The sequence below is a fragment of the Sinorhizobium sp. P24N7 genome (assembly GCF_042436655.1).
Lineage (GTDB): Bacteria > Pseudomonadota > Alphaproteobacteria > Rhizobiales > Rhizobiaceae > Sinorhizobium > Sinorhizobium meliloti_A.
In genome coordinates this window covers 121,501-135,503 of sequence record NZ_JBHMIW010000010.1, presented here as the reverse complement: position 1 = coordinate 135,503, position 14,003 = coordinate 121,501, and the positions used below count along the sequence as shown (strand labels likewise).

Below are 14,003 nucleotides of genomic sequence, written 5' to 3'. Positions count from 1 at the left end.
AGGGTTTGGGCTGGCATGATTTCTGTGACAGGGAGAGGACTAAGGATTGAGAACCGAGGGACCTGCGTCCTTCGTGCCGGAAATCACCCTCGCGGCCTGCCGGCGACAGAGCGCATATTGTCGAGGAGGACCGCAATCAGCAGGATGAGACCACGCACCACATACTGGTAGAAGGCCTGGATGTTAAGCAGGTTCATGACATTCTCGGCAATACCCATGATCAGAACGCCGACGACGACCCCGGTCATGGTCGCCCGGCCGCCGGCAAGCGAGACGCCGCCGAGAACGCAGGCGGAAATCACCGAGAGTTCGAGCCCGGTGGCCGCATTCGGCTGACCCGAAGTGATGCGCGAGGCGAGTAGCACCCCTGCTACCGCACATACCAGCCCCTGCAGGGCGAAGATCCAGATGCGCATTCGCGCAACGTCGACGCCGGCCAGCCGCGAGGCCTCCGGGTTGCCGCCGATCGCAAGGGTGTTCTTGCCGAAGACGGTCCGGTTGAGCAGGAAACCGAACACGATGAAAAAGAGGGCCATCACCCAGATCGGCGTGGGTACCGTCAGGAACTTCGACAGAGAGAGCTGGTAGAATGCCGGATCGTTGATCCCGACGGCACGGCCGTCCGAAGCAATCAAGGCGAAGCCGCGTACGATCTGCATCGTCGCCAGCGTCGTTATGAGCGCATTGATGCGGAAACGGGCGATCACGATGCCGTTCGCGAGACCAACGATCCCACCGCAGGCAAGAGCCGCCAGAAGGCCGAGCACGATCGAGCCCGTCGCGTTCGACGCCATTACGGCAACCATTCCCGAGAAGGCTACGGTAGAGCCGACCGAAAGATCGAAGTCGCGTGATGCCAGGCAGAACATCATGGTGCAGGCGACGACGCCGATGGTCACCACCGATTGCAGCAAGCCGAGCATGTTGCGCTCGGTGAGGAAGTTCGGAACCGTCAGAGACACCACCACGAAGGCGGCGGCAAAGATCACCAGCAGGCCCTGTTCGCCGAGAAGAATTTTTTTCAAGGAAGTCGTCATGGTCAGCTTACCTGTTCGGGAAGAGTGGCCGTCGTGGCTGAGGCATCCGGAAGTGCTGCTGCGAGTATCCGGTGTTCGTCAAAATCGCTCCGGTCGATTTCGGCCGCGATCCGACCCTCGCACATCACGAGAATGCGGTCCGCAATCCCCATGACTTCGGGCAGTTCGCTCGAAATGACGACGATCGCCATGCCTTGAGCCGCAAGCTCGTAAAGAATCTCGTATATTTCCGATTTCGCGCCGACATCGATGCCGCGGGTCGGCTCGTCGATCAGAAGCACCTTGACGCCCTCTTCCGACAGCCAGCGGCCAAGGATCACCTTCTGCTGGTTTCCGCCGGAAAGGTTGACGATGTCCTGGTGGCGCGAGGGCGTGCGCACCCGCAGCTTCGCGATGAAACGCTCGGCAAGGTCCGCCTCCTTACGCTTGTCGACAACCCCGAAGGGCGAGAAATGACGGCGGGAGGAGATCGCCATGTTCTCCTCGATCGAGCGCCCGTGCACGATGCCATCGGACTTCCTGTCTTCCGGGCACAGAACGACGCCGGCACGGATCGACAGTCGCGGGCTGTTCGCCGGTACGGCGACGCTGTCCACCAGAACCTTGCCCTGCCGCCGGCGATCGGCGCCATAGATCAAACGGGCCATTTCGCTGCGGCCCGCGCCGATCAAGCCGAAGAAGCCGAGAATCTCGCCGGCGCGGACGGCAAAGCTGATCGGTTGGGGCAGGGTGGTCCCGGAAACGCCTTCGACCGAAAGCCTCGCAGCTCCGAGCGTCCGGGCGCGCCAACCCCAGATGTTCGAAATTCCGCGCCCGACCATCTCGGCGATGATCTGCTCGCGGCCGACTTTCGAAATGTCCGAATGATGGGCTGCGAGCCGGCCATCTCTCAGCACGGTCAGGCTGTCGCACAGGCGGAAGATTTCGTCCAGCCGATGCGAGACATAGAGGATGACCGTGCCGTTCGACCGCAATCTTTCGATCAGGGCGAAGAGGATTTCGCTTTCTCGCGAGGAGAGCGAAGAGGTGGGCTCGTCCAAGGCAATCACGCGAGCGTCGGTCATCACCGCTTTGGCTATCTCGACCATCTGCCGCTCGCCGATCGACAGGGATGCAACCTTCGCCTCGGGATCGACGTCGATACCGATTTCTTTAAGCCTGTCGGAGACGACGCGAACCAATTGTCGACGGTCGATGACGCCGGCATTGCCGGGGAAGCGGCCGAGCCAAAGGTTTTCGGCGACCGTCAGCTCCGGTACGAGCTGCAGTTCCTGATGGATGACGATGACGCCCGCGTTGAAGGCATCGCGTACGGAACGATAGTGCTGCGGCTCGCCGTCGATGCGGATCTCGCCGGTATCGGCCGCCTGGTCTCCGGAGAGCACCCGTATCAAGGTGGACTTCCCGGCTCCGTTTTCTCCCATCAGCCCGTGAACCGCGCCCTTGCGTACAGAGAAGGAGACCTCCGACAGCGCCTGAACGCCGGGATAGCCTTTTGAAATCGATTGGAATTCCAGAAAGTCCTGCATTGCAGCGCTCCGGGAAGGACGCCCGGCGCTTGGCGACACCGGGCTCGTTTCAGTCGGGGCAGGGCTCACTCGATGCCGAGTTCCTTGCGGACGGCCTCATAGTTGTCGCGCAGCGCGAGCTGGCCGGCGGTCAGGATCAGTTTTTCCGGTTCCTTGCCGTTGGCGATCCACTCGTACATGTTGAGGGCCGTCTCGTAGCCGTGGCGTTTCGGCGAGATGATGACGGTGCCGTAGAAGCCCGTCGCGGAAGGCTTCTTGAACTCGTTGATCGCGGAGTCCGCGCCGCCGATGCCGATGCCGATCATGCTGTCTGCGGGGATGCCGACCGTCTCGGTGGCACGCACTGCACCAAGCACGGCTTCGTCGTTAAGGCCGACGGCGATCCACTTCTTGATCCCCGCATTCTTGTTGAGAACGACTGTCGCGGCATTGAGAGCGGCTTCGGTGTCCGTCTTTGCCTGCGGCGCGTCGAAGATGTTGGCTTCGGGGAAGCCGTTCGCCTTCAGAACGGAGAGCGCGCCGTCAACCCGGTCCACGGCGGTCGGGAGCTGGTCGTAGGAAACGCGGATCGCGCCGACTTCCTTCATGTCCCAGCCGCGCTTCTTGATCTCCGCGACGATCGCCTCGCCCACGGTCTCGCCGATCTTGGTGGCGGAGATGCCCATATGCGGAACGTCCTCGATCGGGCTGCCGTCGGCGTTGACCAGCCGATCGTCGACCGTCATCAACTTGAGGTCGTTGGCTGCCGCCTTGGCGACGATGCCTGGGCCGAGCTTCACATCCGGCGTGCAGACGATGAAGCCCTGCGCGCCCTGGGCGCCGAGATTGTCGATGGCCGACTGGACCTTTTCGCCATCCTGGGCGCCGATCTTGACGAGCGTGAAGCCCTTTTCCTTGGCCGCTTCGTCGGCGAATTTCCATTCGTCCTGGAACCACGGCTCCTCCGGCTGCTTCACGATGAAGCCGATCTTCACATCGGCGGCGAAGGCGGATGTTGCAGCAAGAATCGCGACGGTGCCGGCCAAAGCGACGGCTTTGATAAAGCGCATGATTTCTCTCCCTGTTCGAACTGCTCCCAGCAGCCGCATTTGTGTATGATGGAAAGATCATACTTGTCAATTGGACGTGTATGATGAATGATAATCGCGTGTCTGATAATGCGTGCTGCACGAAGGGTCGTCACTTCGGCTCAATTGCGATAAGCATCGCTTCAAGTCCCAGGAAAATAGCGGCCCGCGCATGGAGATTTCGGTGCAAGGACAACAGGATCAATCGATGGAACCGAGCGGCGCGCCTTCCCGCCGGCCCCGTGTCCAGAAGGATGTGACGCGGGCGATCGCCGCCGAGATCTGCGGCGACGACTATCCGGCAGGCAGTTTCCTGCCGCGGGAGAACGACCTGTGCGAGCGCTACGGCGTCAGCCGCACGGTGATTCGGGAATCGCTGAAGATTCTCGAATCGAAGGGCCTTGTGCGCGGGCGTTCGCGCGTCGGCACCGTCGTCTGCAGCAAGGACGAGTGGAACATTCTCGACCAACAGGTCCTGGAGTGGATCGGCGACCGGATTTTTCAGTTCGATCTTCTGAACTGTATTCTGGAAGCGCGCCGTGCAATCGAGCCGGTTGCGGCGGAGCTGGCTGCCGCGCGCGCGACGGTGCAGGAAATCGCTGCGATCGAGCGCGCCTGGCAGCAGATGAGGGACGCCGAAGGCGACATCGTGAAGTTCACTGCGGCGGACGTCGCCTTCCACGAATCGCTCCTGAAGGCGAGCCACAATCAGGTGTTTCAGCAGCTGGCGAGCATCATCCAGGCCGGCCTCAAATTCTCTCTGCAAGCCTCGAACGAGGCTGCGGACACTTGCGGCGACGCCGTGGAAATCCACAGGCAGTTGGTCGAAGCGCTGCGGATGCGCGACACGGCGGCGGCGCGCAACTGTTCGGATCAGTTGCTGGACCTCGCCGCACGTGATCTTGCCGTCGCCGTCGAGCGGCGTTCGCCGCAAGGCTGACCGCAACATAGACGCCGTTCGGATCGCCATATCCCTATTCAGATTGGACGCATTTCATGAAAATCACGAAGCTGACCACCTATATCGTTCCGCCGCGCTGGCTGTTTCTCAAGATCGAAACCGATGAGGGTGTCGTGGGGTGGGGAGAGCCCGTGGTCGAGGGGCGCGCTTTGACGGTCGAAGCTGCCGTTCACGAGCTTTCGGACTATCTCGTGGGCAAGGACCCCTTCTTGATCGAGGACCATTGGAACGTCCTTTATCGCGGCGGGTTCTACCGCGGCGGCGCCATCCATATGAGTGCGCTTGCCGGCATCGACCAGGCGCTTTGGGACATCAAGGGCAAGGCGCTCGGTCAGCCCGTCCACTCTCTGCTCGGCGGCCAGTGCCGCGACAGGATCAAGGTCTATTCCTGGATCGGCGGCGACCGCCCGAGCGATGTCGCGAACAATGCGCGCGAGGTGGTCGCCCGCGGCTTCAAGGCGATCAAGCTCAACGGCTGCGAGGAGATGCAGATCGTCGACACCAACGATAAGATCGACAAGGCGGTGGAGACGATAGGGCTGATCCGCGATGCGATCGGCCCCCATATCGGCATTGGCGTCGATTTCCATGGGCGGGTCCACCGTCCGATGGCGAAGGTACTCGCCAAGGAACTGGAGCAGTTCAAGCTGATGTTCATCGAGGAGCCCGTGCTTTCCGAGAACCGCGAAGCCCTGAGGGAAATCGCCAATCATTGCTCGACGCCGATCGCACTCGGCGAAAGGCTCTATTCGCGCTGGGACTTCAAATCGGTTCTCTCGGACGGCTTCGTCGACATCATTCAACCGGATCTTTCCCACGCCGGCGGGATCACCGAATGCCGCAAGATCGCCGCCATGGCCGAGGCCTACGACGTGGCTCTGGCGCCGCACTGCCCTCTGGGGCCGATTGCGCTTGCCGCCTGCCTGCAGGTCGATGCCGTTAGCTATAACGCCTTCATCCAGGAGCAGAGCCTCGGCATCCACTACAACGAGGCGAACGACATCCTCGACTACATCTCCAACAAGGAGGTCTTCGCTTACGAAGACGGCTTCGTTTCCATTCCGCAGGGGCCCGGTCTCGGCATCGAGGTGGACGAGGCCTATGTGATCGAACGCGCGAAGGAGGGGCATCGCTGGCGCAATCCGATCTGGCGCCATTCGGACGGCAGTGTTGCCGAGTGGTGAAGACTATACGCGGATCGAAGGGAGGCAGGGATGACCGACCGGCTTAAAGGCAAGCGGATCATGGTGACCGGTGCGGCGCAGGGCATCGGCCTTGCGATTGCCGAAGTGTTCCTGTCGGAGGGTGCGGCACTCTTCCTCGTCGACCGAGACGGTCCCCTGCTTGAAATGGAGTCGAAGCGGCTGCAGCGCGAGGGACGGGCGCTCGCCTACGCCGAAGCCGACATTACGGACGCCGATGCGATCGAGGCGGTGGTGTCGGCAGCCGCTTCATCGATCGGTCCGATCAATGCGCTCGTCAACAATGCCGGGGTCAACGTCTTCTCGGAGCCGCTGGAGATGAGCGATGCCGACTGGCAGCGCTGTTTCGACATCAACCTCCGTGGTGCCTGGAACTGCTGCAAGGCGGTGCTGCCTGGCCTGATCGAAGAGGGCGGCGGGGCGATCCTCAACATCGCTTCCACCCATGCCTTCACCATTATTCCGCACACCTTTCCCTACCCCGTCGCAAAGCACGCGCTGCTCGGCATGACGAAGGCGCTCGGTATCGAATATGCCCCAAAGGGCATTCGCGTGAATGCGCTGGCGCCGGGCTATGTGTTGACCCAGAAGGCTTACGACTACTGGAACAGTTTCCCGGACCCGGCGGCAGCCGAGGCGGCAACCATGAAGCTCCACCCGGGCGGCCGCATCGCGACGGCAGAAGAGATCGCCCGCGCCGCCGTCTTCATGATCTCCGACGAGTGCCCTTTCATGAACGCGACCTGCCTGACGGTGGATGGCGGCCTCAGCGTCCTGCATCATCCGGTCTGATGAGCTCAAAGCAAAAGGCTGCTGAAAGAATCTACGGCGATCTTCGTGACGGTGCGGCCGGGAGATCGCCGCGCTTCATTGCGCGGCGGGCAGGCGGCTCCCTGAGATCGCGAGGGCGCCCCGGATCGCCGCGTCAGCCGGTGCGGGCGCAAGCTCCAGGCCAAAGGCCGTGGCCACTCTCTCGTAAACCTCGACAAGATCGTCATCGCCAACCACGGCGATCGTGTCCCCTTCCTTGAACCAGCCGCCGGCCCGCGCCTCCACAAACTCCCATCCGACAATGAGCCCGGAAAGGCGGCTCTTCATTTCGTCCGGCGTGATCGTACCGGCAAGCCAGCCGGTCCTGACTGCAAAGAGCCGCGTCAACAAGCCGCCGGCCCGAGCGCATTCTTCCTGCGCCAGCGCGACGCCTTTCGCGAAAGCTGCGGTGGCATGGTCACGCTCGGCCGTTGCGACTTTCGACAGGAAGGAATGGTTGGCCAGCGTCGTGTAGATTTCACCGGTGACGAAGGTGCGGAAACGCTCGATGCGGCCGTTCCTGAGCTCGGCCCATTTTGCATGGGTGCCGGGCAGGACGACGACGATGTCCCGCTTCAGGCCGAAACCGACGAGCTGTGTCTCCTCGCCGCGCATGACGTCTGGGAATGGAAACGCCGTCGGGTCCGTCAGTCCCGGTAGAAAGGTAAGCCGGTCTCCCTCCGGGAGTTCGATGGTGCGGCACGCGGCAGCCAGGTCCGCCGCTGCCGCCGGGGTCGGCACATAGGGCATCTCGATCCATCCGTTGCGGCTCCCGATCATTCCCGCCGCCAAGATGTCGAGCGGGCCATATTCGGCGCGCCAGGATGCGAGGGCCTCGCTGACGACGCGTGCGTGCTCCCCTTTCGCAACAGACTGAATTCCCCGGTCGCCTTCTTTCTCATCGGTGATTGAGCCGTCCGATTTCACCAAGAAAGCCCGGAAGTTTGTGGTGCCCCAATCGAGCAGGACCGTGACGGGTTCATGTGCAGCGTTGGACAAGGTCTTCTCCTTTGGAACTTCGGCGATTGACACGGCCTATCACCTTCGCCTATGGTCCACAATATAAATTACAAGTCTCATTATATGGACCTAACCATGCAGCTGACAGGAATTTTCCCGGTTCTCCCAACGCCTTTCACCGAAAACGGGGTGGATGTTGCTGCGATGCGCCGTCTCGTCCGGTTCGCTTTGGATGCGGGCGTTGCGGGCCTGGTGTTCCCCGGTTTTGCGAGCGAGGTGGAAATGTTGACCGGAGAGGAGCGCCTGGCGCTTCTCGAAGCCGTCTCGGCCGAGGTCGATGGCAGTGTGCCGATCGTAGCCGGCGCGAGCGCAGCGACCGTGGATGAAGTCGTCGCCTATGGTCGGCAGGCGCTGGCGCTCGGGATTACACAGCTCATGATTCAACCCCCGAAGTCCATCGGGGCGGGAGCAGACGCGGTGGCCGCTTTTCTCTCCGCTTCGGCGATGCAAATGCCCGACGCGGAAATCATCCTTCAGAATGCTCCCGCGCCGCGTGGCTCGGACCTGGCGCCCGAGGCGGTCCTCGAAGTCGTCCGCCAGGTTGCGGCTGTTCGATACGTCAAGGAAGAGACGCTTCCCGCGGGGCCGGCTATTACCGCCATTCTTGCGGACGCGCCCGAGCATTTACTGGGTGTCATCGGCGGCGGAGGCGCTCGCTACATTCTTGACGAGTACGATCGGGGTGCATGTGCGGCGATGCCGGCGCTCGAGATCGCCGACCTGCATGTCGCCCTCGACCGAAATTACCGCGCAGGCCGCGGGGACGAGGCGCGAGCGCTTTACGTCAAGTCGCTGCCTCTGTTGGCGCTGCAGGCCGTTTACCGCATGCGGCTGACCAAGCATGTGCTCGGCTTGCGCGGGGTCATAGACAACCCCATTGTGCGTGCGCCGACCCCTGATCTCGACGCAATGGCCCTGCGCGACATCGAACGATGCCTGCAGGAGTGTGGCGTGAAATCCTTCGGGCGCGCAAAGAGAGGGCCGGGTGCATGAGCGATCGCGTCAAAAAGATTGAGAGCTTCACGCTCACCTTGCCGCGCGACAAACCCTATCTCGGCAAGGCGCGCCCGGGCGAGGAGCCGAACGGGCGCGGGTACCTGGTCCGCAAGGGCAATCGCACGGTCTATCCGACATACGATCGCAGCGTGCTCGTCCGCATCGAGACCGAAAACGGCGCCGTGGGCTGGGGCGAAACCTATGGATTGGTCGCGCCGCGGGCGACGATGGAGATCATCGACGATCTTCTCGCGGATTTCACCATGGGCCGCGACCCATTCGATGCGGCAGCGATCCATGACGATCTCTATGATCTGATGCGGGTGCGCGGCTATACCGGCGGCTTTTACGTCGATGCGCTCGCTGCGATCGACATCGCGCTGTGGGACTTGGCTGGCAAGCTCGCCGGTCTGCCGGTTTGCAAGCTGCTCGGCGGCCGGAGGCGCGACAGGATCGACGCTTACATTTCCGGGCTGCCCGAGGATACGCGCGTAAAACGCGCAGAACTCGCGGCATCATGGCAGGCCAAGGGCTTCTCATCCTTCAAATTTGCCTCGCCCGTTGCCGATGACGGGGTCGCAAGGGAGATCGAAACCCTGCGAGAAAGGCTCGGTGCGGGGGCGCGTATCGCCTGCGACATGCATTGGGCACAGACTGCCAGCGAAGCGATCGCGCTGATCAGGGCAATGGAGCCGCACGGGCTGTGGTTCGCCGAGGCGCCGGTGCGCACCGAGGACGTCGAGGGTCTGGGCCGGGTGGCGGCGAGCGTCCCGACCGCCATTGCGGTCGGTGAGGAATGGCGCACCGTCTACGATATGGTACCGCGCGTTGCGCGGAACGCGCTTGCAATCGTGCAGCCCGAAATGGGCCACAAGGGCATCACGCAATTCATGCGTATCGGCGAATACGCCCATGCGCACCACATCAAGATCATCCCGCATGCAACCATAGGCTCGGGCATCTTCCTGGCGGCCAGCCTCCAGGCGAGCGCGGCGCTGGCGAATGTCGATTGCCATGAGTTCCAGCATTCGATTTTCGAGCCCAATCGCCGGCTTCTCGAAGGAGATATGGATTGCGCCGAGGGCCAATACATTCTGCCGACAGGACCGGGACTCGGCGTCGAGCCGTCGAAGGAGGCGCTCGCGCTTCTGAAAAGAAATTGAAATCGAATAGGTGCGGAGGAGTGGAGGAAAACATGAAAATCATCCGGAAATATGCCGTCGCGACGACCGTCGCAGCGATGCTGGCTTGCACGGCCCTGCCGGCCACCGCCAAGGCGGAAGTGCTCAAATTCGTCTCGTGGCAGAAGGACGAGAAGGGCATCGGTGATTGGTGGGGCACGGTGATCAAGGAGTGGGAGGCAAAGCACCCCGGCAATTCGATCGAGTGGACCAAGGTGGAACGCAGCGCCTATGCCGACACCATGACGACGCTGTTTGCAGGCGGAACGCCGCCGGACATCGTTCACTTGGCCTCCTTCGAATTTCAGACCTTCGCGAACAATGGCTGGCTGGAGGACCTTGGTCCCTGGGTCGAGAAGGCGGGGCTCAATCTCGATGGATGGAGCGGACAGGACATCTGCAAGTTCCAGGATACGACCGTCTGCATCATGATGCTCTATTACGGCACGATCTTCGGCTATAACGAGGAGATGCTGAAGCAGGCGGGCGTCGCGGTCCCCACCAATTACGAGCAGTTCCTCGAAGCGGCCCGTGCGACCACCAAGGACCTAAACGGCGACGGCATCGTCGACCAGTTCGGAACCGGCCACGAGACCAAAGGTGGCGGCGGGCAGTATATCGCCGAAATGGCGAGCTATCTTTTCGATGCCGGCGCACGCTTCACCAATGCCGAAGGCAAGGTGACCATCGACACCCCCGAAATGGTCGAGGGCCTGGCCCGATGGAAAACCGTGGTCAAGGAAAACCTGACCCCGCGCGATCTCTCGGCGGGCGAGGTCCGGAAACTCTTCGCCGATGGAAAGATCGCGCTGAAGGTCGACGGTCCCTGGATCTATTCCATCATGCAGCAGGGAGCGGCAAAGGATAAGCTGAAGCTTGCCAGCGTTCCCTTCGACCCGCCGCTGGGAGGGTCATCCAACATTCTGGCGATGCCGAGCGAGATTTCGGAAGAGAAGAAGCAGCTTGTCTGGGACTTCATCGCAATTGCGACTTCGGACAAATTCCAGACCAGCTTCGCGACGCTTGCCGCCTCGACGCCGCCGAGCCCGCGCGCCGATCTCACCGAAGCCAAAGCGCAGATTCCGCATTTCGATCTGATGGTGAAGTCGCAGAAGGCTGCGGCAGAGCACAAGATCGACCGCATTCCGGTCGGCCTCGAGATCCAGTTCAACGAGTTCTCGAAAATGATCCAGGAGGAGGCGCAGAGAATGATTATCGAAGATCTCGATCCTGCAGCCGTCGCCAAGACGATGCACGAGAAGGCCGAGGCGCTTCAATAGGCGTTTGCGACCCTCGGCACATGAGGGGCACCCGGCGCCCGCAGCGGCGCCTGGTCCCCCCGGCAAAAACCAAGAGGCAAAAATGAGCGTACGCTTCCTCGATCTGGCACGCCCAAGTCGGCAGCATTGGCTGGGCTACCTGTTGTTGTTGCCGGCGGTCGCGCTAGTGGCCCTGATCATCGTCTATCCGCTGTTCGTGTCGCTGGACTTGTCTTTCCAGAAGATCGGCATGGCGACGCTCAGCGCACCGCGCAAGTCGTTCACATTGGAAAACTACCACAAGCTGTTCACGTCGCCGGAATTCTGGAAATCGTGCTGGGTGACGATCAAGTTGGTCGTGGTCGTCAGTGCAGCCTGTTTCGCCGTCGGTCTGGGCACGGCCTTGCTGGTCAATAACCGTTTCAAGGGGCGGACGCTGGCGCGTCTCTTCGTGGCTCTGCCCTGGGCCGTTCCGGAAGTCATCGCCGTCGTCATTTTCGCCTGGATATTCGATTCTTCCTTCGGTCTGATGAACTGGCTCTTCATCAAGCTCGGCATCACGAGCCAGATGATAAACTGGTTCTCCGAGCCGACCGCCGCGTTCTGGGTGGTGGCGATAACGATGATCTGGAAGGGTTACCCCTTCGTCTCCATCATGACGCTTGCCGGTTTGCAGTCTATTCCGGAAGATTTCTACAACGCCGCCAAGGTCGATGGCGCGAACGCCTTCCAGCGCTTCTGGTACATCACCATTCCCGTGCTCATGCCCGTTCTCGGCGTCACGTCGGTGCTCGTCGTCCTTTGGGTCTTCCGGGATTTCTCGATCATCAAAGTGCTGACCGACGGCGGGCCGCTCAAGGCGACGCAAACGCTCTCGATCATGACCTACAATCAGGCTTTCGGCTTCTTCAACATGGGTTACGCCTCCGCGATCGGCATCGTAACGCTCGTGCTGTGCGTCGTCGCCAGCCTGTTGATGCTCGGCCGCAAGTCCCAGGCAATGTATTAGGAGGTCGAGCTATGCAGCGCACAACCCTTCAAACGCTCGCGCTCTATGCCGGCCTTGCCGTCGTCTGCGGCGTCCTTCTCTTTCCGATCTATTGGCTGTTCGTCACGGCGCTGTCGACGCTCGCGGAAATCCGCCAGTTGCCGCCGTCCTTTTGGCCGGCAGAGCCGCAGTGGAGCACCTTCGCCAAAGTGGCGACCGAGCGACCGATCCTCCTGTGGCTGTGGAATTCGACGCTCGCGGCGCTCGGTTCTGTAGCCCTGTCGATGGTCGTTTCGGTCTTCGCGGGCTACAGCCTGTCGCGTTTCAGCGTGAAGGGCGGGCGATCGCTCGGTCTCTTCATTCTCACGGCGAAGATGCTGCCGGCAACGCTGCTCGTCATTCCGCTTTTCGGAATTTTCCGCTCTGTGGGGCTGATCGGAAGCCTCTGGTCGCTGGTGCTCGCCCATGCGACGCTGATCATTCCCTTCACCACATGGATGCTGAAGGGCTACTTCGACACGATCCCGCGCGAACTGGAGCAGGCGGCCATGGTCGATGGCTGCTCTCCGCTTGGCGCCCTGTTTCGGGTGGTGCTTCCGGTTGCAACGCCGGGGCTTGCCGCGACCGCCCTTTACGCCTTCGTTCTCTCCTGGGCCGATTATGCCTATGCCCGCACCTTTCTCACCAATGCGCAGGGGAGTTGGACGGCCAATCTCGGCATTACCACGATGAAGGGCGAGTACGTCACCGACTGGAACGAGATTTCGGCGGCGGCCGTGTTCGTCTCGGTGCCGATTATCCTGATCTACCTGTTCCTCGAACGCTATTTGGTCGGCGGGCTGACTGCCGGCGCGGAGAAGTGAAATGGCCGGCATAAGCATTCAGAACGTCTACAAGAACTACGGAGCGCTCAACGTGCTCAAGGAGTTCTCGCTCGAGATCGCGGATGGAGAATTCGTCGTCCTCGTCGGCCCATCGGGCTGCGGCAAGTCGACAATGCTCAAGATCCTCGCCGGCCTCGAGCCGGCAAGCGGCGGCAAGATCCTGATCGGCGACAAGGACGTGACCGACCTTGCACCGGGGGACCGGGACATCGCGATGGTCTTCCAGAATTACGCGCTCTACCCGCATCTGACCGTCGGCCAGAATATCGGTTTCGGACTGAAGATGCGCGGCATGCCCAAGGCGGAAATCGACAAGCGCGTTGGCGCCGTCGCCAGGATCCTGGCTGTCGACCATCTGCTCGATCGTCGCCCGAAGGCGCTGTCGGGCGGACAGCGCCAGCGCGTCGCGCTCGGCCGGGCAATCGTGCGGGAGCCGCGTGCCTTCCTGATGGACGAACCCCTGTCCAATCTCGACGCAAAGCTGCGTGTTCACACCCGAGCCGAGATCAGCGCGCTGCACAAGCGGATCGGCGTCACGACGGTCTATGTCACGCACGACCAGATCGAGGCGATGACCATGGCCGATCGCGTCGTCATCATGCGCGACGGCGTCATCCAGCAGATCGCAGACCCGGATACGCTGTTCGCCAAGCCGGCCAATCTCTTCGTCGCCGGCTTCATAGGGTCTCCGGGCATGAACTTCATGTCCACCCGCATCGAAGGGGGCAAGCTCACCTTATTCGGCCAGAGCTTCGTGACCCGGAAAGGCGCTCGGGACGGCGAGGTGATCGTCGGCATTCGGCCGGAACATCTGTCGCTCGGCCAGGGCCATGTCGCCTTCGCGGTGCGGCCGACATTGGTCGAGAGCCTCGGCTCAGAAAAATACATCTACTTCGATCCGGGCGAAAACGCATACGGCGAGGCTGCTCGGGACGAAGAACGCGGCAAGGGCCTGATTGCGCGGATCGCGCATTCCGGCCCTGTGCGAGAGGGCGAAGAGCTCACGCTCTCCTTCGACCCGTCAGAAATCCACCTCTTCGATCCGAAGACAGAAAAGGCCATAGATTGA

At 61.8% G+C, this 14,003-nt stretch carries 13 protein-coding genes; 9 read left to right on the top strand and 4 right to left on the bottom strand.

Translation table 11 applies throughout. The features are described 5' to 3' along the window. Positions 1–83 precede the first annotated feature (83 nt). The 3 genes from araH to ACFHWW_RS18955 all read right to left on the bottom strand — a co-directional run bounded on the left by araH (position 84) and on the right by ACFHWW_RS18955 (position 3,615). Positions 84–1,037 carry an L-arabinose ABC transporter permease AraH gene (gene araH, locus ACFHWW_RS18965; RefSeq protein WP_018098539.1) on the bottom strand — a complete coding sequence of 318 codons (954 nt, stop codon included), beginning with the start codon at positions 1,035–1,037 and terminating at the stop codon, positions 84–86. A gap of 2 nt (positions 1,038–1,039) precedes the next feature. Then, complete coding sequence (gene araG, locus ACFHWW_RS18960; protein WP_379940040.1) at positions 1,040–2,566, bottom strand: L-arabinose ABC transporter ATP-binding protein AraG; 1,527 nt, start codon at positions 2,564–2,566, stop codon at positions 1,040–1,042. 65 nt (positions 2,567–2,631) lie between these two features. After that, the gene (locus tag ACFHWW_RS18955) at positions 2,632–3,615 is read right to left on the bottom strand and encodes an arabinose ABC transporter substrate-binding protein (RefSeq protein WP_127711350.1); all 984 of its coding nucleotides are present in this window, start codon (positions 3,613–3,615) and stop codon (positions 2,632–2,634) included. 190 nt (positions 3,616–3,805) lie between these two features. On the opposite strand from ACFHWW_RS18955, the gene ACFHWW_RS18950 reads away from it, so the two are divergent. The 3 genes from ACFHWW_RS18950 to ACFHWW_RS18940 are packed head-to-tail and all read left to right on the top strand — an operon-like array spanning position 3,806 to position 6,588. After that, positions 3,806–4,573 (top strand): FadR/GntR family transcriptional regulator, encoded by a 768-nt coding sequence (locus ACFHWW_RS18950; RefSeq protein WP_018098542.1) that lies wholly within the window; start codon positions 3,806–3,808, stop codon positions 4,571–4,573. A 56-nt stretch (positions 4,574–4,629) separates the two neighbouring features. Further along, positions 4,630–5,778 carry a galactonate dehydratase gene (gene dgoD / locus ACFHWW_RS18945; protein ID WP_379940038.1) on the top strand — a complete coding sequence of 383 codons (1,149 nt, stop codon included), beginning with the start codon at positions 4,630–4,632 and terminating at the stop codon, positions 5,776–5,778. A 30-nt stretch (positions 5,779–5,808) separates the two neighbouring features. Beyond that, positions 5,809–6,588, top strand: coding sequence for an SDR family oxidoreductase (locus ACFHWW_RS18940; RefSeq protein ID WP_379940036.1), 780 nt, complete (start codon positions 5,809–5,811; stop codon positions 6,586–6,588). Between the two features lie 75 nt (positions 6,589–6,663). Here ACFHWW_RS18940 and ACFHWW_RS18935 read toward each other — a convergent pair whose 3' ends face one another. Beyond that, on the bottom strand, positions 6,664–7,605 hold the full coding sequence (locus ACFHWW_RS18935; RefSeq protein ID WP_379940034.1) for a 2-dehydro-3-deoxygalactonokinase: 942 nt from the start codon (positions 7,603–7,605) through the stop codon (positions 6,664–6,666). A gap of 84 nt (positions 7,606–7,689) precedes the next feature. Here ACFHWW_RS18935 and ACFHWW_RS18930 point away from each other — a divergent pair, with 84 nt between their 5' ends. The 6 genes from ACFHWW_RS18930 to ACFHWW_RS18905 all read left to right on the top strand — a co-directional run bounded on the left by ACFHWW_RS18930 (position 7,690) and on the right by ACFHWW_RS18905 (position 14,003). After that, a complete protein-coding gene (locus tag ACFHWW_RS18930; RefSeq protein WP_379940032.1) occupies positions 7,690–8,619 on the top strand; it encodes a dihydrodipicolinate synthase family protein in 930 nt (309 codons plus the stop codon). Next, positions 8,616–9,785, top strand: coding sequence for a mandelate racemase/muconate lactonizing enzyme family protein (locus ACFHWW_RS18925; RefSeq protein WP_275602727.1), 1,170 nt, complete (start codon positions 8,616–8,618; stop codon positions 9,783–9,785). The genes ACFHWW_RS18930 and ACFHWW_RS18925 overlap by 4 nt, the downstream gene beginning before the upstream one ends. A gap of 32 nt (positions 9,786–9,817) precedes the next feature. Beyond that, positions 9,818–11,083, top strand: a complete 1,266-nt coding sequence (locus tag ACFHWW_RS18920) for an ABC transporter substrate-binding protein (protein ID WP_379940030.1) — start codon at positions 9,818–9,820, stop codon at positions 11,081–11,083. Between the two features lie 82 nt (positions 11,084–11,165). Beyond that, entirely contained in the window at positions 11,166–12,071 is a 906-nt protein-coding gene (locus ACFHWW_RS18915) for a carbohydrate ABC transporter permease (protein ID WP_275602728.1), read from the top strand. Between the two features lie 11 nt (positions 12,072–12,082). Continuing rightward, positions 12,083–12,913 (top strand): carbohydrate ABC transporter permease, encoded by an 831-nt coding sequence (locus ACFHWW_RS18910; RefSeq protein ID WP_379940027.1) that lies wholly within the window; start codon positions 12,083–12,085, stop codon positions 12,911–12,913. 1 nt (position 12,914) lies between these two features. Continuing rightward, on the top strand, positions 12,915–14,003 hold the full coding sequence (locus ACFHWW_RS18905; RefSeq protein ID WP_379940025.1) for an ABC transporter ATP-binding protein: 1,089 nt from the start codon (positions 12,915–12,917) through the stop codon (positions 14,001–14,003).

Excerpts from the sequence above, each read along its gene's own strand:
- araH (WP_018098539.1), bottom strand. The coding sequence starts at position 1,037 with ATGACGACTTCCTTGAAAAAAATTCTTCTCGGCGAACAGGGCCTGCTG.
- araG (WP_379940040.1), bottom strand. The coding sequence starts at position 2,566 with ATGCAGGACTTTCTGGAATTCCAATCGATTTCAAAAGGCTATCCCGGC.
- ACFHWW_RS18955 (WP_127711350.1), bottom strand. The coding sequence starts at position 3,615 with ATGCGCTTTATCAAAGCCGTCGCTTTGGCCGGCACCGTCGCGATTCTT.
- ACFHWW_RS18950 (WP_018098542.1), top strand. The coding sequence starts at position 3,806 with ATGGAGATTTCGGTGCAAGGACAACAGGATCAATCGATGGAACCGAGC.
- dgoD (WP_379940038.1), top strand. The coding sequence starts at position 4,630 with ATGAAAATCACGAAGCTGACCACCTATATCGTTCCGCCGCGCTGGCTG.
- ACFHWW_RS18940 (WP_379940036.1), top strand. The coding sequence starts at position 5,809 with ATGACCGACCGGCTTAAAGGCAAGCGGATCATGGTGACCGGTGCGGCG.
- ACFHWW_RS18930 (WP_379940032.1), top strand. The coding sequence starts at position 7,690 with ATGGACCTAACCATGCAGCTGACAGGAATTTTCCCGGTTCTCCCAACG.
- ACFHWW_RS18925 (WP_275602727.1), top strand. The coding sequence starts at position 8,616 with ATGAGCGATCGCGTCAAAAAGATTGAGAGCTTCACGCTCACCTTGCCG.
- ACFHWW_RS18920 (WP_379940030.1), top strand. The coding sequence starts at position 9,818 with ATGAAAATCATCCGGAAATATGCCGTCGCGACGACCGTCGCAGCGATG.
- ACFHWW_RS18915 (WP_275602728.1), top strand. The coding sequence starts at position 11,166 with ATGAGCGTACGCTTCCTCGATCTGGCACGCCCAAGTCGGCAGCATTGG.
- ACFHWW_RS18910 (WP_379940027.1), top strand. The coding sequence starts at position 12,083 with ATGCAGCGCACAACCCTTCAAACGCTCGCGCTCTATGCCGGCCTTGCC.
- ACFHWW_RS18905 (WP_379940025.1), top strand. The coding sequence starts at position 12,915 with ATGGCCGGCATAAGCATTCAGAACGTCTACAAGAACTACGGAGCGCTC.